At 40.9% G+C, this 18407-nt stretch carries 19 protein-coding genes and 1 pseudogene; 18 read left to right on the top strand and 2 right to left on the bottom strand.

Annotation, left to right across the window (positions count from 1 at the left end; genetic code table 11):
- Positions 1-37 precede the first annotated feature (37 nt).
- Complete coding sequence (gene uvrC / locus HT731_RS02185) at positions 38-1885, top strand: excinuclease ABC subunit UvrC (protein WP_061759490.1); 1848 nt, start codon at positions 38-40, stop codon at positions 1883-1885.
- Positions 1875-2708, top strand: a complete 834-nt coding sequence (locus tag HT731_RS02180; RefSeq protein ID WP_049534089.1) for a metallophosphoesterase family protein — start codon at positions 1875-1877, stop codon at positions 2706-2708. Before uvrC ends, HT731_RS02180 begins: the two co-directional genes overlap by 11 nt.
- Positions 2709-2887: 179 nt before the next feature.
- Here the strand turns inward: HT731_RS02180 and HT731_RS02175 are convergent, their stop codons facing one another.
- The gene (locus tag HT731_RS02175; RefSeq protein ID WP_049534088.1) at positions 2888-3688 is read right to left on the bottom strand and encodes an amino acid ABC transporter substrate-binding protein; all 801 of its coding nucleotides are present in this window, start codon (positions 3686-3688) and stop codon (positions 2888-2890) included.
- Positions 3689-3859: 171 nt separating this feature from the next.
- Here HT731_RS02175 and HT731_RS02170 point away from each other — a divergent pair, with 171 nt between their 5' ends.
- The 15 genes from HT731_RS02170 to lytC all read left to right on the top strand — a co-directional run bounded on the left by HT731_RS02170 (position 3860) and on the right by lytC (position 16982).
- On the top strand, positions 3860-4465 hold the full coding sequence (locus tag HT731_RS02170; RefSeq protein ID WP_061759489.1) for a nitroreductase family protein: 606 nt from the start codon (positions 3860-3862) through the stop codon (positions 4463-4465).
- 12 nt (positions 4466-4477) lie between these two features.
- Complete coding sequence (gene pepV / locus HT731_RS02165; protein ID WP_173277485.1) at positions 4478-5878, top strand: dipeptidase PepV; 1401 nt, start codon at positions 4478-4480, stop codon at positions 5876-5878.
- Between the two features lie 53 nt (positions 5879-5931).
- Entirely contained in the window at positions 5932-6510 is a 579-nt protein-coding gene (locus HT731_RS02160) for a uracil-DNA glycosylase family protein (RefSeq protein ID WP_173277483.1), read from the top strand.
- Between the two features lie 114 nt (positions 6511-6624).
- Positions 6625-6912 (top strand): rhodanese-like domain-containing protein, encoded by a 288-nt coding sequence (locus tag HT731_RS02155; protein ID WP_000659134.1) that lies wholly within the window; start codon positions 6625-6627, stop codon positions 6910-6912.
- Positions 6913-7081: 169 nt separating this feature from the next.
- Positions 7082-8407, top strand: a complete 1326-nt coding sequence (gene brnQ / locus HT731_RS02150) for a branched-chain amino acid transport system II carrier protein (RefSeq protein WP_001074577.1) — start codon at positions 7082-7084, stop codon at positions 8405-8407.
- 97 nt (positions 8408-8504) lie between these two features.
- Complete coding sequence (locus HT731_RS02145) at positions 8505-9542, top strand: M42 family metallopeptidase (RefSeq protein ID WP_033680565.1); 1038 nt, start codon at positions 8505-8507, stop codon at positions 9540-9542.
- A gap of 1 nt (position 9543) precedes the next feature.
- Positions 9544-10014: an HIT family protein gene (locus HT731_RS02140; RefSeq protein ID WP_033680564.1), complete on the top strand. Its 471-nt coding sequence runs from the start codon at positions 9544-9546 to the stop codon at positions 10012-10014.
- Between the two features lie 2 nt (positions 10015-10016).
- Complete coding sequence (gene ldcB, locus HT731_RS02135) at positions 10017-10733, top strand: LD-carboxypeptidase LdcB/DacB (RefSeq protein WP_000747769.1); 717 nt, start codon at positions 10017-10019, stop codon at positions 10731-10733.
- Positions 10734-10855: 122 nt separating this feature from the next.
- Complete coding sequence (rplK, locus tag HT731_RS02130) at positions 10856-11281, top strand: 50S ribosomal protein L11 (protein WP_001085809.1); 426 nt, start codon at positions 10856-10858, stop codon at positions 11279-11281.
- A gap of 96 nt (positions 11282-11377) precedes the next feature.
- Positions 11378-12067, top strand: coding sequence for a 50S ribosomal protein L1 (gene rplA, locus HT731_RS02125; protein ID WP_001085672.1), 690 nt, complete (start codon positions 11378-11380; stop codon positions 12065-12067).
- 185 nt (positions 12068-12252) lie between these two features.
- Entirely contained in the window at positions 12253-12765 is a 513-nt protein-coding gene (locus HT731_RS02120; RefSeq protein ID WP_001049318.1) for an adenine phosphoribosyltransferase, read from the top strand.
- Positions 12766-12947: 182 nt separating this feature from the next.
- Positions 12948-13892, top strand: a complete 945-nt coding sequence (gene metA, locus HT731_RS02115; RefSeq protein ID WP_033680562.1) for a homoserine O-succinyltransferase — start codon at positions 12948-12950, stop codon at positions 13890-13892.
- 8 nt (positions 13893-13900) lie between these two features.
- Positions 13901-14578 (top strand): DnaD domain-containing protein, encoded by a 678-nt coding sequence (locus tag HT731_RS02110; RefSeq protein WP_033680561.1) that lies wholly within the window; start codon positions 13901-13903, stop codon positions 14576-14578.
- Positions 14579-14675: 97 nt separating this feature from the next.
- Positions 14676-15434 (top strand): triose-phosphate isomerase, encoded by a 759-nt coding sequence (gene tpiA, locus HT731_RS02105; protein WP_000087893.1) that lies wholly within the window; start codon positions 14676-14678, stop codon positions 15432-15434.
- Between the two features lie 33 nt (positions 15435-15467).
- Positions 15468-16982 carry a choline binding-anchored murein hydrolase LytC gene (gene lytC / locus HT731_RS02100; protein WP_173277481.1) on the top strand — a complete coding sequence of 505 codons (1515 nt, stop codon included), beginning with the start codon at positions 15468-15470 and terminating at the stop codon, positions 16980-16982.
- Between the two features lie 241 nt (positions 16983-17223).
- On the opposite strand, the pseudogene HT731_RS02095 reads toward lytC, so the two are convergent.
- Positions 17224-17316, bottom strand: a pseudogene (locus tag HT731_RS02095) (IS5/IS1182 family transposase); the annotation flags it as partial.
- 330 nt (positions 17317-17646) lie between these two features.
- On the opposite strand from HT731_RS02095, the gene HT731_RS02090 reads away from it, so the two are divergent.
- Positions 17647-18407 (top strand): YSIRK-type signal peptide-containing protein (locus HT731_RS02090; protein ID WP_173277479.1); only part of this gene is annotated, 761 nt, incomplete at its 3' end.

Below are 18407 nucleotides of genomic sequence, written 5' to 3'. Positions count from 1 at the left end.
GAACAATCTTTCCCTACTTTTTTGCTATAATGGAACTATGAATAACTTGATTAAATCAAAACTAGAGCTCTTGCCGACCAGCCCTGGTTGCTACATTCACAAGGATAAAAACGGCACCATTATCTATGTAGGAAAGGCTAAAAATCTGCGAAACCGTGTGAGGTCCTATTTCCGCGGAAGTCATGATACCAAGACAGAGGCTCTGGTGTCTGAAATTGTGGATTTTGAATTTATTGTTACGGAGTCCAACATTGAGGCACTTCTTCTAGAAATCAACTTGATCAAGGAAAATAAGCCTAAGTACAATATCATGCTCAAGGATGATAAGTCTTACCCTTTCATCAAAATCACCAATGAACGCTATCCTCGTTTGATTATCACCCGTCAGGTCAAAAAGGACGGAGGTCTCTACTTTGGTCCCTATCCAGATGTGGGGGCAGCCAATGAAATCAAGCGGTTGCTGGATCGAATTTTCCCTTTTAGAAAGTGTACCAATCCACCGTCTAAGGTTTGCTTTTATTACCATATCGGCCAGTGTATGGCCCACACCATCTGTAAGAAAGATGAGGCTTATTTCAAGTCCATGGCCCAGGAGGTTTCTGATTTTCTGAAAGGGCAGGATGATAAAATCATTGATGATCTCAAGGGAAAAATGGCTGCGGCAGCTCAGACTATGGAATTTGAACGTGCGGCTGAATACCGTGACCTGATTCAGGCTATTGGAACACTTCGAACCAAGCAACGGGTTATGGCTAAGGATCTCCAAAATCGCGATGTCTTTGGCTACTATGTGGATAAGGGCTGGATGTGTGTTCAGGTTTTCTTTGTTCGTCAGGGCAAGCTTATTGAGCGCGATGTCAATCTTTTCCCCTATTATAATGATCCGGATGAGGACTTTCTAACCTATGTAGGACAATTCTATCAAGAAAAATCTCACCTAGTACCCAATGAGGTACTGATTCCGCAGGATATTGACGAAGAAGCCGTCAAGGCCTTAGTGGATACCAAGATTCTCAAGCCCCAGCGTGGTGAGAAAAAACAGCTGGTCAATCTGGCTATAAAGAATGCACGTGTCAGCCTAGAGCAGAAATTTAACCTGCTAGAGAAATCTGTTGAAAAGACCCAAGGGGCTATTGAAAATCTGGGACGTTTGCTTCAGATCCCAACTCCAGTTCGCATTGAGTCCTTCGATAACTCCAATATCATGGGTACCAGCCCTGTTTCAGCCATGGTAGTCTTTGTTAACGGCAAACCAAGTAAAAAAGATTACCGTAAGTACAAGATAAAAACCGTTGTTGGGCCGGACGACTATGCCAGCATGAGAGAGGTCATTCGCAGGCGTTATGGTCGAGTTCAACGTGAGGGCTTAACCCCGCCAGATTTGATTGTCATTGATGGGGGACAAGGTCAAGTCAATATCGCTAAGCAAGTCATCCAAGAGGAGCTGGGCTTGGATATTCCCATTGCAGGTCTGCAAAAGAATGACAAACACCAAACCCATGAATTGCTCTTTGGAGATCCGCTTGAGGTGGTGGAGTTGTCTAGAAATTCTCAGGAATTTTTCCTCCTTCAACGCATCCAAGATGAGGTGCACCGCTTTGCCATTACCTTCCACCGTCAACTACGCTCCAAAAATTCCTTTTCATCACAATTGGATGGAATTGAAGGTCTGGGACCTAAACGCAAGCAAAATCTCATGAAACATTTCAAGTCTCTCACTAAAATCAAGGAAGCCAGTGTGGATGAGATTGTCGAAGTTGGAGTGCCAATACTTGTCGCAGAAGCTGTGCAAAGAAAGTTGAACTCGCAGGAAGAAGTGGAATTAGCTCAAGTGGCGGAAGAAAGAGTAGATTACCAAACGGAAGGAAACCATCATGAACCATAAAATCGCAATTTTATCAGATATTCATGGCAATGCGACGGCCTTAGAAGCAGTGATTGCAGATGCTAAAAATCAAGGAGTCAGTGAATACTGGCTTCTGGGAGATATTTTTCTTCCTGGTCCAGGTGCAAATGACTTGGTAGCCCTGCTAAAGGATCTTCCTATCACGGCAAGTGTTCGAGGCAATTGGGATGATTGTGTCCTTGAGGCTTTAGATGGGCAATATGGCTTAGAAGACCCACAGGAAGTCCAGCTCATGCGATTGACTCAGTTTTTGATGGAGCGAATGGATCCTGCAACGATTGTCTGGCTACGAAGCTTGCCTATGCTGGAAAAGAAAGAAGTTGAGGGACTGCGTTTTTCTCTCTCACATAATTTACCTGACAAAAATTATGGGGGTGACTTGTTGGTTGGGAATGATACAGAAAAATTTGACCAACTCCTAGATGAGGAAACGGACGTAGCAGTCTATGGTCATGTCCACAAGCAGTTGCTTCGTTATGGCAGTCAAGGGCAACAAATCATCAATCCAGGGTCGATTGGCATGCCCTATTTTAATTGGGAGGCGTTAAAAAATCACCGTGCCCAGTATGCCGTGATAGAAGTTGAAGATGGGGAATTACTCAATATCCAATTTCGTAAAGTCGCTTATGATTATGAAGCGGAGTTAGAACTGGCCAAGTCCAAGGGTCTTCCCTTTATCGAAATGTATGAAGAACTACGTCGTGAAGATAACTATCAGGGACACAATCTGGAACTCTTAGCCAGCTTAATAGAAAAGCATAGGTATGTAGAGGATGTGAAGGATTATTTTGATTTTTTATAAAAGTTTCCTAAAGTAACCAATACAAACTAAAAACGATTGACTGGGTCAATCGTTTTTAATATATCTTATACTCAATGAAAATCAAAGAGCAAACAAGGAAGCTAGACATAGGTTGCTCAAAGCACAGCTTTGAGGTTGCAGATAAAGCTGACGTAGTTTGAAGAGATTTTCGAAGAGTATTATTGTAATTGAGATTGATCTGGGAGATAAGAACCACCTAGATAGGTATTGCTAAGTTTTTCAAGTGTTCCGTCTTGATAGAGTTCTTTGAGCGCTTTATCAAATTTCTCTTTAAACTCTTTTTGGTCGCTTGAGAAAACGATATAGTTGTTGGGACTATCGGCAGAAGGTAAATCAATGACTGAGAGATCTAAGCCACGGTCCTTGATAATCTTTTGAACCGATACCTTGTCAAAAACTAGGAAATCAAATTCACCGTTAGAGAGGTCTAGGATTCGTTTACCGATATCCTCTCCAGAAAAATCGATAGTAGCGGGATTGTCAGTGTGCTTTTGATTCCAGTTATTGATGAATTGAGCGTTTGAAGTTCCGGTATCCTCTTGTGTTGTTTTGCCAGCGATTTGGTCAAGTGAAGTCAGAGGATTTTTCTTGTTGCTGACAAGGACGAGGGGATTGTTTGAAATTGGAAGTGAGTAAAGGTATTTTTCAGCACGCTCTTTTGTATAACTCAAGTTATTGGCTGCAGCTTGATAGTGACCAGAATCAAGTCCTGGAAAGATGCTCTCCCAAGCAGTTCTTTGGAATTGAATCTCGTAGTCGCTGAGTTTTTCATCTACTGCTTTTAGAACTTCGATGTCGAAGCCTGTCAGATTGCCCTTGTCTTCGTAGTCAAATGGCGGCACATCACCAGCTGTAGCAACGACGATTGTCTTTTGAGAGCTAGTCTCTTTGGGTGTGGCTTGATTCCCACAGGCAACTAAAAATGGGAGGATGGCTAGTAATAGGCTAAATTTTTTCATAATATCTCCATTCAAATGTAAAGTTATCTGCTAGTTTATCAGAAATGTTTCCGATGAACTAATATATATTTTTTATGACTGTAATAAAAAATCTTAATCATGAAAAATCCCTGCAAGCTCTTTCAAATTATGGTAGAATGGAAGCAGTAGAATTAGAAAAGGAAATCGATTATGAAATTTCTTGAATTAAACAAAAAACGTCATGCGACTAAGCAGTTTACTGATAAGCCTGTTGATCCAAAAGATGTGCGTACGGCTATCGAAATCGCAACCTTGGCACCAAGCGCCCACAATAGCCAGCCTTGGAAATTTGTGGTGGTTCGTGAGAAAAATGCTGAACTGGCAAAATTAGCTTATGGTTCCAACTTTGAACAGGTATCATCAGCGCCTGTCACCATTGCCCTCTTTACAGATACGGACTTAGCGAAACGCGCCCGCAAGATTGCCCGTGTCGGTGGTGCAAAGAATTTCTCAGAAGAACAACTTCAATATTTCATGAAGAATTTGCCTGCGGAATTTGCCCGTTACAACGAACAACAGGTCAGCGACTACCTAGCTCTCAATGCAGGTTTGGTTGCTATGAACTTGGTTCTGGCTCTTACAGACCAAGGAATCGGATCAAATCTGATTCTTGGATTTGACAAATCAAAAGTTAATGAAGTTTTAGAAATCGAAGACCGTTTCCGTCCAGAACTTTTGATTACGGTAGGTTATACGGACGAAAAATTAGAACCAAGCTACCGCTTGCCAGTGGATGAAATAATTGAAAAAAGATAGGAAGAAGAAAAAATGACAGCAATTGATTTTACAGCAGAAGTAGAAAAACGCAAAGAAGACCTCTTGGCTGACTTGTTTAGCCTTTTGGAAATCAACTCAGAACGTGATGATAGCAAGGTTGATGCTGAACATCCATTTGGGCCTGGTCCAGTAAAAGCCTTGGAAAAATTCCTTGAAATCGCAGACCGTGATGGTTACCCAACTAAAAATGTTGACAACTACGCAGGACATTTTGAATTTGGTGATGGAGAAGAAGTTCTCGGAATCTTTGCCCACATGGACGTGGTGCCAGCTGGTAGCGGTTGGGACACAGATCCGTACACACCAACTATCAAAGATGGTCGCCTCTATGCGCGTGGAGCTTCTGATGACAAGGGACCTACAACAGCTTGCTACTATGGCTTGAAAATCATCAAAGAATTGGGCCTTCCAACTTCTAAGAAAGTTCGCTTCATCGTTGGAACAGACGAAGAATCAGGTTGGGCAGATATGGACTACTATTTTGAAAATGTTGGACTTGCAAAACCAGACTTCGGTTTCTCCCCAGATGCTGAGTTCCCTATCATCAACGGTGAAAAAGGAAATATCACGGAATACCTCCACTTTGCAGGTGAAAATACAGGTGTAGCCCGTCTTCACAGCTTCACAGGTGGTTTGCGTGAAAACATGGTACCAGAATCAGCAACAGCGATTGTTTCAGGCGATTTGACTGACTTGCAAGCTAAACTAGATGCCTTTGTTGCAGAACACAAACTTAGAGGAGAACTCCAAGAAGAAAACGGTCAATATAAGGTGACGATCATTGGGAAATCAGCCCATGGTGCTATGCCTGCTTCAGGTGTCAATGGTGCGACTTATCTTGCCCTCTTCCTTAGCCAGTTTGACTTTGCAGGACCTGCAAAAGATTACCTTGATATCGCTGGTAAGATTCTTTTGAACGACCATGAGGGTGAAAATCTCAAGATTGATCATGTAGATGAAAAGATGGGTGCCCTTTCTATGAATGCAGGCGTCTTCCGCTTTGATGAAACAAGCGCTGATAATACCATTGCCCTTAATATCCGCTATCCAAAAGGAACAAGTCCAGAACAAATCAAGTCAATCCTTGAAAACTTGCCAGTTGCTTCTGTTAGCCTTTCTGAGCACGGTCACACCCCTCACTATGTTCCAATGGAAGATCCACTTGTTCAAACCTTGTTGAATGTTTATGAAAAACAAACTGGTCTTAAAGGTCACGAGCAAGTCATCGGTGGTGGAACCTTTGGTCGCTTGCTAGAACGAGGTGTTGCCTATGGTGCTATGTTCCCAGACTCAATTGACACCATGCACCAAGCCAATGAATTTATCGCCTTGGACGATCTCTTCCGAGCTGCAGCAATCTATGCCGAAGCTATTTATGAATTGATCAAATAAAACGATAGAAGTCTGAGATCTTATGCTTAGACTTCTTTTTGGAGGGAAAGTAGATGTCTCAAATTGAAAGAATCAAGCAGGCTATTATGTCAGATCCACAGAATGCCAGCTATACAGAGCGTGGCATTGAGCCTCTCTTTGCAGCGCCAAAGACTGCTCGCATCAATATCATCGGTCAGGCACCAGGACTTAAAACCCAAGAGGCAGGGCTTTACTGGAAGGACAAAAGTGGTGACCGCCTGAGAGACTGGCTAGGTGTAGATGAAGATACCTTTTACAATTCAGGTTGTTTTGCGGTTTTACCCATGGATTTCTACTTTCCAGGGCATGGCAAGTCAGGTGATTTGCCACCGCGAGCAGGTTTTGCTGAAAAATGGCACCCGCAGCTCTTGCAAGAATTACCAGATATTCAGTTAACCCTTTTGATTGGGCAATATGCTCAAGCCTACTATTTACAGGAAAAAATCAGTGGCAAGGTGACAGAACGGGTAAAACATTACCAGAATTACTTACCAGCCTATTTTCCATTAGTTCACCCTTCACCTCGAAATCAAATCTGGATGGTCAAAAATCCTTGGTTTGAGTCAGAAGTGGTGCCAGACTTGAAAAAAAGAATTAAAACCATTTTATAGTCAATGAAAATCAAAGAGCAAACTAGGAAGCTAGCCGAAGGCTGTACTTGAGTACGGTAAGGCGACGCTGACGTGGTTTGAATTTGATTTTCGAAGAGTATTAGGAGAAAAAGAATGAAAGAAATTTCCTTTGACGCATTTTACCAGCTTTACCAAAACGACCAACTTTCTTTAGTGGACGTGAGAGAAGTGGATGAGTTTGAAGTTCTTCATTTAGAAGGTGCCCATAACCTACCGCTTAGTCAATTGGCTGATACCTTTGATCAGTTGGACAAGGACCAGTTACATTATGTTATTTGTAAATCTGGAATGAGATCGGCGCGTGCTTGCCAATTCTTATCAGAACAAGGTTATGAAGTTATCAATGTTCAAGGTGGTATGACTGCCTTTGAAGAACTGTAAACATTAGAATTTCTCCTACTTGGTGTGATCTCGGTAGGGGATTTTATTTTTAGACAATTCTCATTTTTAAGAATCTTGAAAACATTCAATATTTACTTCGTGAAGCTTTTTTCATACTCCTATTCATGATATACTAGGTCAGTATTTTATAAATATGAAGGAGATTTACATGGCTAAAAAAGGTGCCCTAACAGGTTTACTCCTGTTTGGAATATTTTTTGGTGCGGGGAACTTGATTTTTCCGCCTTCTCTGGGTGCTCTATCTGGAGAACATTTTCTTCCTGCTATCGCAGGTTTTGTCTTTTCAGGCGTCGGTATCGCCGTCTTGACCCTTATAATTGGAACGCTAAATCCTAAAGGATATATCTACGAGATTTCAACGAAGATAGCGCCTTGGTTTGCGACTCTTTACCTCTCAGTTCTTTACTTGTCAATCGGTCCATTCTTTGCTATCCCACGTACTGCTACAACAGCTTACGAAGTAGGAATCAGCCCCCTTTTATCGGATGCAAATAAAGGACTTGGCTTGATTGTCTTTACCCTTCTTTATTTTGTGGCAGCGTATCTGATTTCGCTTAATCCATCAAAAATCTTAGACCGTATCGGCCGTATTTTAACGCCAGTATTTGCAATCTTGATTGTTATCTTGGTTGTTTTAGGAGCTATCAAATACGCTGGAACAAGTCCTCAAGCTGCTTCAGCTGCTTATCAAGCTTCTGCCTTTGGTACAGGTTTCCTAGAAGGTTATAATACCTTGGATGCCCTTGCTTCGGTTGCCTTCAGTGTAATCGCAGTTCAAACCTTGAAACAACTTGGATTTTCAAGTAAGAAAGAATACATTTCAACTATTTGGGTTGTTGGTATCGTTGTAGCCCTTGCTTTCAGCGCTCTTTACATCGGTTTAGGTTTCCTTGGAAATCATTTCCCAGTACCAGCTGAAGCGATGAAGGGTGGAACACCAGGTGTTTACATCTTGTCACAAGCAACTCAAGAAATCTTTGGTTCAACAGCTCAAATCTTCCTTGCAGCTATGGTTACTGTAACCTGCTTCACAACTACAGTTGGTTTGATTGTGTCAACTGCTGAGTTCTTTAATGAGCGCTTCCCACAAATCAGCTACAAGGTTTATGCGACAGCCTTTACCTTGATTGGATTTGCCATTGCTAATTTGGGTCTTGATGCGATTATCAAGTACTCAATTCCTGTACTGGTTATCTTGTACCCAATCACCATTGCCATCGTTATGATTGTCATTGTGAATAAATTTGTGGCTCTTTCAAAACCAGGTATGCAGTTGACAATTGCTGTGGTTACAGCTATTGCCATTGCAAGCGTACTAGGAAGCTCGTTTAAGGTTGAGTTTCTTGCAAACCTTGTTAACGCTCTTCCTTTTGCTAAAGCATCTCTCCCATGGTTGGTGCCAGCCATTGTCGGAATCTTGCTCTCATTGGTTCTACCAAACAAGCAAGAAAGCGATGTTTTTGAAATGGAATAATCACTAAAATCACTTTTGTAGCCAAGTCTACAGGAGTGATTTTCTTTTTTTATCCGATGATAAATGTGTTATAATAGGTAGCAAAAGAGGTGAAGAAATGAATCAAACAGTAGAATATATCAAAGGACTGACAGCCATTGCGTCGCCAACGGGTTTTACTCGTGAAATTTCGGACTATTTAGTCAAGACTTTAGAAGGTTTTGGTTACCAGCCGGTTCGCACAGCCAAGGGTGGTGTCAATGTGACCATCAAAGGTCAAAATGATGAAGAACACCGCTACGTGACTGCCCATGTGGATACGCTTGGTGCCATTGTCCGCGCTGTCAAACCAGACGGCCGTCTCAAATTGGACCGTATCGGTGGTTTTCCTTGGAATATGATTGAAGGAGAAAACTGTACCGTTCATGTGGCTAGTACAGATCAAAAGCTATCAGGCACCATCCTCATCCACCAAACTTCTTGCCATGTCTACAAGGATGCAGGAACTGCAGAACGCACCCAGGACAATATGGAAGTGCGTTTGGATGCAAAAGTGACCAACGAAAAAGAAACTCGTGCCTTGGGGATTGAGGTTGGTGATTTTATCAGCTTTGACCCACGAACTGTCGTGACAGATACAGGATTTATCAAGTCTCGTCATTTGGACGATAAGGTCAGCGCAGCGATTTTGCTTAACCTACTTCGCATTTATAAGGAAGAGAAGATTGAATTGCCAGTAACAACCCATTTTGCTTTTTCAGTCTTTGAAGAAGTGGGGCATGGTGCTAACTCTAATATTCCTGCTCAGGTAGTAGAATATCTGGCTGTGGATATGGGAGCTATGGGCGATGATCAGCAAACAGATGAGTACACAGTGTCTATCTGTGTCAAGGATGCTTCAGGACCTTATCACTATGACTTCCGTCAACATTTGGTTGCCTTGGCTAAAGAGCAAGATATTCCATTTAAGCTGGACATCTATCCATTTTATGGTTCGGACGCTTCGGCAGCTATGTCTGCAGGTGCAGAAGTCAAACACGCCCTTCTCGGTGCTGGTATCGAGTCTAGCCATTCATATGAACGCACTCATATTGACTCGGTAGTCGCAACAGAGCGTATGGTTGATGCTTACCTTAAGAGCGGGTTGGTAGACTAATATGTGCCTTATTTGCCAGAGAATTGAGCTCATTAAAGCTGGGGACAATCCTTACTTTGTCAAAGAGTTGGAAACAGGCTATCTTGTGATTGGAGATCACCAGTATTTTTCAGGCTATAGTCTCTTTCTAGCCAAGGAACACGTCACGGAATTGCACCATTTAGAAAAGGAAATGAGACTCCGTTTTCTAGAGGAAATGAGTCTAGTCCAAGAGGCAGTTGCTAAGGTCTTCTCTGCTGAGAAAATGAATATCGAACTTCTAGGCAATGGCGATGCCCACCTCCACTGGCATCTGTTTCCTAGACGAAGAGGTGATATGAATGGTTACGGTCTCAAGGGACGTGGTCCAGTTTGGTGGGTTCCCTTTGAAGAAATGACCTCAGAAACATGTCAAGCAAAACCGGATGAGATTAAACAATTAGTCAAACGTTTATCGTCAGAAGTAGATAAATTATTAGAAATAAAGGAGTAGAAATGAAAAAAAGATATCTTGTCTTGACAGCCTTGCTAGCCTTGAGTTTAGCAGCTTGTTCACAGGAAAAAACAAAAAATGAAGATGGAGCGGCTAAAACAGAACAAACAGCCAAAGCTGATGGAGCAGTCGGCAGTAAATCTCAGGGAGCTTCCCAGAAAAAAGCAGAAGTGGTCAATAAAGGTGACTACTACAGCATCCAAGGGAAATACGATGAAATCATCGTAGCAAATAAACATTATCCTTTGTCGAAAGACTATAATCCAGGGGAAAATCCAACAGCCAAGGCAGAGCTGGTCAAACTCATCAAAGCGATGCAAGAGGCAGGTTTCCCAATCAGCGACCATTACAGTGGTTTTAGAAGTTATGAAACTCAGACTAAGCTCTATCAAGATTATGTCAATCAAGATGGGAAAGAAGCTGCCGACCGTTATTCTGCCCGTCCTGGCTATAGCGAACACCAAACTGGCTTGGCCTTTGATGTTATTGGGACAAATGGTGATTTGGTAACAGAAGAAAAAGCAGCCCAATGGCTCCTGGACCATGCAGCTGATTATGGTTTTGTTGTCCGTTATCTCAAAGGCAAGGAAAAGGAAACAGGCTATATGGCTGAAGAATGGCACCTTCGTTATGTCGGAAAAGAAGCTAAAGAAATTGCTGAGAGTGGTCTCAGTTTGGAAGAATACTACGGCTTTGAAGGCGGAGATTACGTTGATTAAAAAATAAACTTTTCTCTTGCAATTCTAGATAAATAGTGTATAATAGATGGGTATGTGAAAAGCATACTTGTGGGAGGTAAAAATATTTAATTACCGCCAAAACCACAAAGGAGGATTTAAAAATGGCTAAAAAAGTCGAAAAACTTGTAAAATTGCAAATCCCTGCTGGTAAAGCTACACCAGCTCCACCGGTTGGACCTGCTCTTGGTCAAGCTGGTATCAACATCATGGGATTCACAAAAGAGTTCAACGCTCGTACTGCTGACCAAGCTGGTATGATCATTCCAGTTGTTATCTCAGTATACGAAGACAAATCATTTACTTTCGTTACAAAAACACCACCAGCTGCTGTTCTTTTGAAAAAAGCTGCAGGTGTTGAAAAAGGATCAGGGACACCTAACAAAACTAAAGTTGCTACAGTTACTCGTGCGCAAGTACAAGAAATTGCAGAAACTAAGATGCCAGATTTGAACGCAGCAAACGTAGAGTCTGCAATGCGTATGATCGAAGGTACTGCTCGTTCTATGGGATTCACTGTTGTTGACTAATCAATAACATCCCTATATAACCCGCAAGACTTCATCATTTCGAGAAGTGACGTGGGAGATGAAAATCGATTGAACCACTTACAAGGAGAATAGAAAATGGCTAAAAAAAGCAAACAACTTCGTGCTGCTCTTGAGAAGATCGACAGCACAAAAGCATACAGCGTTGAAGAAGCTGTAGCTCTTGCAAAAGAAACTAACTTTGCAAAATTCGATGCAACTGTAGAAGTTGCTTACAACTTGAACATTGACGTTAAAAAAGCTGACCAACAAATCCGTGGAGCAATGGTATTGCCAAACGGTACTGGTAAAACAGCTCGCGTTCTTGTATTTGCACGTGGTGCAAAAGCTGAAGAAGCAAAAGCTGCTGGTGCAGACTTCGTTGGTGAAGACGACCTTGTTGCTAAAATCAACGACGGTTGGTTGGACTTCGACGTAGTTATCGCAACACCTGACATGATGGCTCTTGTTGGACGTCTTGGACGTGTCCTTGGACCACGTAACTTGATGCCAAACCCTAAAACTGGTACTGTAACAATGGATGTTGCTAAAGCAGTTGAAGAGTCTAAAGGTGGTAAAATCACTTACCGTGCGGACCGTGCAGGTATCGTACAAGCGATCATCGGTAAAGTTTCATTTGAAGCTGACAAGTTGGTTGAAAACTTCAAAGCATTTAACGAAACAATCCAAAAAGCTAAACCAGCTACTGCTAAAGGAACTTACGTAACAAGCTTGACAATCACAACTACTCAAGGTGTTGGTATCAAGGTTGACGTTAACTCACTTTAATCAGTAGTTTATATCAGAGGACGAGTACGAAAGTGCTCGTTTTTGTATGTAAGTTATAGTCTCTATAAAATGGTTGTCTTATTTGGCTTATAGGGTGAGTAGCAAATGAAATACTGTTTTCTCTTCCTTCTTTACTAGAAAATATGGTATAATAGGGAGTAAAAAACTTTGAAAGAAAGAAAAAGATGAATTTAAAAGATTACATTGCAACAATTGAAAATTATCCTAAGGAAGGTATTACTTTCCGTGATATCAGTCCTTTGATGGCTGATGGAAATGCTTATAGCTATGCTGTTCGTGAAATCGTTCAATATGCTACTGACAAGAAAATTGATATGATCGTAGGACCTGAGGCTCGTGGATTTATCGTGGGTTGTCCTGTTGCTTTTGAGTTGGGAATTGGTTTTGCGCCTGTTCGTAAGCCAGGAAAATTGCCACGCGAAGTCATTTCTGCTGACTATGAAAAAGAGTACGGTGTTGATACCTTGACTATGCACGCGGATGCCATCAAGCCAGGTCAACGTGTTCTTATTGTAGATGACCTCTTAGCAACAGGTGGAACTGTTAAGGCAACCATCGAGATGATTGAAAAACTTGGCGGTGTTGTGGCAGGTTGTGCCTTCCTTGTTGAATTGGATGAATTGAACGGCCGTGAAAAAATTGGTGACTACGATTACAAAGTTCTTATGCATTATTAATGAAAAACAGTCCCTAGGGCTGTTTTCTCTACATTAGGATATAAAAATAGACTATAGCTAGTTAGAGAAAAACTATAATTGAAAACTATATCTTCTTGCAGTATAATAAAGGGACTAAGTGTTTGAGATTTGGCTTCAAATACATGCAATTATTCCTGAAAGAGTACAGTTAGGAGAGGGTTATGCCGATTCGAATTGATAAAAAATTACCAGCTGTTGAGATTTTACGGACAGAGAATATCTTTGTCATGGATGATCAACGTGCGGCCCACCAAGATATCCGTCCCTTGAAGATTTTAATTTTAAATCTCATGCCACAGAAAATGGTCACTGAAACCCAGTTGTTGCGCCATTTGGCTAATACGCCCCTGCAACTGGATATTGATTTTCTCTATATGGAGAGCCATCGTTCTAAAACGACTCGTTCAGAGCACATGGAGACCTTTTATAAAACTTTTCCTGAAGTCAAGGATGGGTATTTTGATGGGATGATTATTACTGGGGCCCCAGTTGAGCATTTACCATTTGAGGAAGTGGACTATTGGGAGGAATTTAGTCGGGTGCTTGAGTGGTCCAAGACCCATGTTTATTCGACCCTTCATATCTGTTGGGGCGCTCAGGCTGGTCTTTATCTACGCTATGGAGTGGAAAAACACCAGATGGACAGTAAGTTATCGGGTATCTATCCTCAGGACACTTTAAAGGAAGGGCACCTTCTCTTTAGAGGCTTTGATGATAGCTATGTATCCCCTCATTCTCGACACACGGAGATTTCTAAGGAAGAGGTCTTAAATAAAACCAATCTCGAGATTTTATCAGAGGGCCCTCAGGTTGGTGTTTCGATTTTGGCAAGTCGTGATTTACGAGAAATTTATAGTTTTGGGCATTTGGAATATGACCGTGATACCCTGGCAAAAGAGTATTTTAGGGATTGTGATGCAGGTTTAGACCCACATATTCCAGAAAATTACTTTAAGGATGATGATGTTAATCAGACACCTTGTCTTTGTTGGTCTTCGTCAGCAGCCCTTTTTTTCAGTAACTGGGTAAACTATGCGGTCTATCAGGAAACGCCTTTTGACTGGAGAAAAATTCAAGATGATGCATCCGCATTTGGATATTTATAAGAGGATTTATGACATATTTAGACGCTTTTAAATCAGGGAACTTGGTTTTACCGAGTGCCCTGCTCTTGCATTTTAAGGAACTCTTTCCTTCTAGCGATGATTTTCTGGTCTGGCAATTTTTCTATTTGCAAAATACGACAGGTTTGGAAGAAATGTCGCCAAGCCAGATTGCTGACAGGATTGGCAAGGAAATTTCGGATGTCAATCAGGCTATTTCCAATCTGACAGAGAGGGGACTGCTTCAGTATCGAACCATCGAATTGAATGGTGAAATCGAATTGCTTTTTGATGCTAGCTTGGCTTTGGAACGTTTGGATGACTTGCTTGGAGTTGCTCATTCAAGTTCAGACAAGTTGACACCTCAAAATCAGCTCAAGGATTTGGTAGAAACCTTCCAGCAGGAGTTGGGACGCTTGTTGACACCTTTTGAGATTGAGGATTTGACTAAGACACTAAAGGAAGATGGAACCAGTGCTGACTTGATTAAGGAAGCTCTTCGTGAAGCTGTTTTGAATGGGAAACCAAACTGGAAGTACATTCAGGCTATTTTGAGAAACTGGCGCCATGAAGGTATCAAAAGTGTGGCTCAAATTGAGGCTAAGCGGGCAGAGAGAGAAGCAAGCAATCCTCAGTTGACACAGGTATCTGCAGATTTCAGAAATGCTATGGATCTCTGGAAGGATTAATCCATGTCAGCAGGCTTGAAATTTGAGTAAGATTTGCAAGCTGTGTCTAATTGTGATAAAATAAATAGAAAATAAATTGAAAAAAGAGGTATGTGAAATGTCACGTAAACCATTTATCGCTGGTAACTGGAAAATGAACAAAAATCCAGAAGAAGCTAAAGCATTCGTTGAAGCAGTTGCATCAAAACTTCCTTCATCAGATCTTGTTGAAGCAGGTATCGCAGCTCCAGCTCTTGATTTGACAACTGTTCTTGCTGCTGCAAAAGGTTCAAACCTTAAAGTTGCTGCTCAAAACTGCTACTTTGAAAATGCAGGTGCTTTCACTGGTGAAACAAGCCCACAAGTTTTGAAAGAAATCGGTACTGACTACGTTGTTATCGGTCACTCAGAACGCCGTGACTACTTCCATGAAACTGACGAAGATATTAATAAAAAAGCAAAAGCAATCTTTGCAAACGGTATGCTTCCAATCATCTGTTGTGGTGAGTCACTTGAAACTTACGAAGCTGGTAAAGCTGCTGAATTCGTAGGTGCTCAAGTATCTGCTGCATTGGCTGGATTGACTGCTGAACAAGTTGCTGCATCAGTTATCGCTTACGAGCCAATCTGGGCTATCGGTACTGGTAAATCAGCTTCACAAGACGACGCACAAAAAATGTGTAAAGTTGTTCGTGACGTTGTAGCTGCTGACTTCGGTCAAGAAGTTGCAGACAAGGTTCGTGTTCAATACGGTGGTTCTGTTAAACCTGAAAACGTTGCTTCATACATGGCTTGCCCAGATGTTGACGGTGCCCTTGTAGGTGGTGCGTCACTTGAAGCAGAAAGCTTCTTGGCTTTGCTTGACTTTGTAAAATAATCAGTAGCAAAAGCTAGGTGGAACAGCATTCAGATGTCTGTTCCATTTTTTATAGGAGAGAAAAGATTGAAAACAAAGATTGGAAAAATTGGATTAGCAAGTCTCTGTTTACTCGGGTTGGCAACTAACCATGTCGCTGCGAATGAAACCGAAGTTTCAAAAACTTCGCAGGATACAACGACAGTTTCAAGTAGTTCAGAGCAACATCAGTCTTCTAATAAAACTCAAACGAGCGAAGGAGTAAAAACCAATTCGTCTGCCCACTGGGATGGGGATTATTATGTAAAGGCTGATGGTTCTAAAGCCAAGAGTGAGTGGATTTTTGATAACTACTATAAGGCTTGGTTTTATATTAAGTCAGACGGTCGTTATGCTCAAAATGAGTGGCAGGGTAATTACTACTTGAAATCAGGCGGTTATATGGCCAAAAATGAATGGGTTTATGATGACGTCTATAAGAATTGGTTTTATTTGAAGTCCGATGGTTCTTATGCTAACCAGGAATGGCACGCTGTTGGAGGTAAATGGCACTATTTTAAGAAATGGGGCTATTTAGCTAAAAGCCAATGGCAGGGAAATTATTTCTTGAATGGTCAAGGTGCCATGATGCAAAATGAATGGCTTTATGATCCAGCCTATTCGTCTTACTTCTATCTCAAGTCTGATGGTTCTTATGCAAATCAAGAGTGGCAAAAGGTAGACGGAAAGTGGTATTATTTCAAGAAGTGGGGTTACATGGCTAAAGATGAGTGGCAGGGTAACTACTATTTGACAGAAAGTGGTGCTATGGCGACTGGTGAATTAATCATGGATGATACTCGCTATATTTTTTCTGACTCAGGTGAGTTAAAAGAAAAGAAAGACTTGAATGTTGGCTGGGTTCACCGAAATGGCCACCGTTACTTCTTTAACCATCGTGAAGAACAAGTTGGGACTGATCAAGTTAAAAAGGTCATCGATGTCAGTGAGCACAATGGCCGTATTACTGACTGGCAAAAGGTTATCCAGGAAAACGGGGTTGATGGTGTTATTGTTCGTTTGGGTTATAGCGGTGTAGAAGATAAGGAATTGGCTTATAATATTCAAGAACTTAATCGTTTGGGTATTCCTTATGGTGTCTATCTTTACACCTATGCTGAAAATGAGACCGATGCTGAGAATGATGCCAAGCAGACTGTGGAGCTCTTGAAGAAATACAAGATGAACCTGTCTTATCCTATCTACTATGATGTTGAGAACTGGGAGTATGTCAATAAAAGTAAAAGAGCTCCAAGTGAGACTGGAACTTGGGTCAAGATTATCAATAAGTATATGGCAACAATGAAGCAGGCTGGTTATCAAAATGTGAAAGTTTATAGCTATCGTCAACTCTTGCAAACTCGTTTGAACCATCCAGATATTTTACAACATGTCAACTGGGTTGCAGCCTATACGGATGCGCTTGATTGGAATAATCCTCATTATTCAGGTTCAAAAGGTTGGCAATATACTTCATCTGAATACTTAAAAGGAATCCGAGGTCGTGTTGATGTCAGTGTTTGGTATTAAGATGTAGGTTTAAGAAAGTGAGGTTTCAAGTTAACTAACTAAAAGAAATTTTACTATCTATTTGTAGTCAAAGTATTTTATGCTACCTATTGATACAATTTTTTATGACGGAGATTTCGATATAGAGATCTTTGTCAACTGTAAAAATATTGGAAGCTGGGAAAAACTGGCCTCCAAACATAAAATAAGCGAGTATTTCCACACTTGGAGATGCTCGTTTTCTAATAGACTTTCTGCGAAACTAAAGTCCTAGTTCACCGTTGATAATGCCAGCAATCAAATTCATTCGTAATCCAAACTTTTTGTGTCGATTTCGATAGGTTGTTGAAAACAATTGAGTATAACAATTCTTAATCGTCTTCAAAGCTTACATAAGCATGATTTATACTGGCTCTTGTTTCAAAAAGAAGAATCTCTAACACTTTTTTAATATAATATACTTTGATTTTTCTGTTTATTCAGTGTAAATTGTACAATATAGAGAAGTTCATTATTTTGTATATTTTCACAATTATATTAAGAAAATTTTAAAAGCTTTTAACTTGCTATTATGTTGTTTAAAAGTATTTTCAAACTGAAAAAATTGACCAAAAATTTGAATAATTAACTATAATTGGGTAAAATAGATAGTATGGCATATTATATTTAAGAGGAAAAAATTAAAATGAAACAATGGTTTTATGGAGAAAAACGTCAGCGTTTTTCTTTTAGAAAATTGTCAGTTGGATTAGTCTCGGCTACTATAGGAAGTTTCTTTTTTAGTAGTTTTATAGCTGGAGATTTATCCCCTGTTAAAGCTACAGAGATTTCACATGGACAGTCAGCTCAAGTGAGCTACTATTATGTAATGGAATCTGAATTAACTGAAGCAGAGAAGTCTATCTTGATCAGAGAGATTCCAAAGCATGTTGAAGAGATATCAGAAAGCTATTATTTAGTTTATCGTCCCAAAGATCAAAAACTAGGATATGGAGCATTACCTCAGACCGGCTACTCTGGTGTCTGGGAGTCAATTTTTGCAGTTGCGGGTTTTACATTCTTGGTGTTAATATTTGCTCGGGCTAAGAATGGCAAGAGATATTTATCGTCTATCTTATTGGTGACAGGAATGGGGTCTGTGTTATTATCTCCAACTGCCTTGGCTGTCACCAACATTGAGCTTGCTGCTTATAATCAAAGTATAAATTTAGGTGTTGGAGAATCTCTGCCAAAACCTTTGCATATTGATGGCTTTGAATATATTGGTTATCTAAAGAATGAGGATAAAAGGGGAAATAGCCTTTCTTCTTCTCATAAGAATAAATCATTAGTAGACTATGGCACCAATCCAGATACAGCTCCAGTTCACGAAGTTCCAGAGTTAGCTGAGTATGGTACAAGTCCAGATACAGCTCCAGTTCACGAGGTTCCAGAGTTAGCTGAGTA

Origin of the sequence: Streptococcus sp. k-163, assembly GCF_013277555.1 — a bacterium.
Classification (GTDB): domain Bacteria; phylum Bacillota; class Bacilli; order Lactobacillales; family Streptococcaceae; genus Streptococcus.
The sequence above is the reverse complement of the archived record's forward strand: the minus strand, read 5'-3'. Positions and strand labels throughout refer to the sequence as shown.

Excerpts from the sequence above, each read along its gene's own strand:
- uvrC (WP_061759490.1), top strand. The coding sequence starts at position 38 with ATGAATAACTTGATTAAATCAAAACTAGAGCTCTTGCCGACCAGCCCT.
- HT731_RS02180 (WP_049534089.1), top strand. The coding sequence starts at position 1,875 with ATGAACCATAAAATCGCAATTTTATCAGATATTCATGGCAATGCGACG.
- HT731_RS02175 (WP_049534088.1), bottom strand. The coding sequence starts at position 3,688 with ATGAAAAAATTTAGCCTATTACTAGCCATCCTCCCATTTTTAGTTGCC.
- HT731_RS02170 (WP_061759489.1), top strand. The coding sequence starts at position 3,860 with ATGAAATTTCTTGAATTAAACAAAAAACGTCATGCGACTAAGCAGTTT.
- pepV (WP_173277485.1), top strand. The coding sequence starts at position 4,478 with ATGACAGCAATTGATTTTACAGCAGAAGTAGAAAAACGCAAAGAAGAC.
- HT731_RS02160 (WP_173277483.1), top strand. The coding sequence starts at position 5,932 with ATGTCTCAAATTGAAAGAATCAAGCAGGCTATTATGTCAGATCCACAG.
- HT731_RS02155 (WP_000659134.1), top strand. The coding sequence starts at position 6,625 with ATGAAAGAAATTTCCTTTGACGCATTTTACCAGCTTTACCAAAACGAC.
- brnQ (WP_001074577.1), top strand. The coding sequence starts at position 7,082 with ATGGCTAAAAAAGGTGCCCTAACAGGTTTACTCCTGTTTGGAATATTT.
- HT731_RS02145 (WP_033680565.1), top strand. The coding sequence starts at position 8,505 with ATGAATCAAACAGTAGAATATATCAAAGGACTGACAGCCATTGCGTCG.
- HT731_RS02140 (WP_033680564.1), top strand. The coding sequence starts at position 9,544 with ATGTGCCTTATTTGCCAGAGAATTGAGCTCATTAAAGCTGGGGACAAT.
- ldcB (WP_000747769.1), top strand. The coding sequence starts at position 10,017 with ATGAAAAAAAGATATCTTGTCTTGACAGCCTTGCTAGCCTTGAGTTTA.
- rplK (WP_001085809.1), top strand. The coding sequence starts at position 10,856 with ATGGCTAAAAAAGTCGAAAAACTTGTAAAATTGCAAATCCCTGCTGGT.
- rplA (WP_001085672.1), top strand. The coding sequence starts at position 11,378 with ATGGCTAAAAAAAGCAAACAACTTCGTGCTGCTCTTGAGAAGATCGAC.
- HT731_RS02120 (WP_001049318.1), top strand. The coding sequence starts at position 12,253 with ATGAATTTAAAAGATTACATTGCAACAATTGAAAATTATCCTAAGGAA.
- metA (WP_033680562.1), top strand. The coding sequence starts at position 12,948 with ATGCCGATTCGAATTGATAAAAAATTACCAGCTGTTGAGATTTTACGG.
- HT731_RS02110 (WP_033680561.1), top strand. The coding sequence starts at position 13,901 with ATGACATATTTAGACGCTTTTAAATCAGGGAACTTGGTTTTACCGAGT.
- tpiA (WP_000087893.1), top strand. The coding sequence starts at position 14,676 with ATGTCACGTAAACCATTTATCGCTGGTAACTGGAAAATGAACAAAAAT.
- lytC (WP_173277481.1), top strand. The coding sequence starts at position 15,468 with ATGTCTGTTCCATTTTTTATAGGAGAGAAAAGATTGAAAACAAAGATT.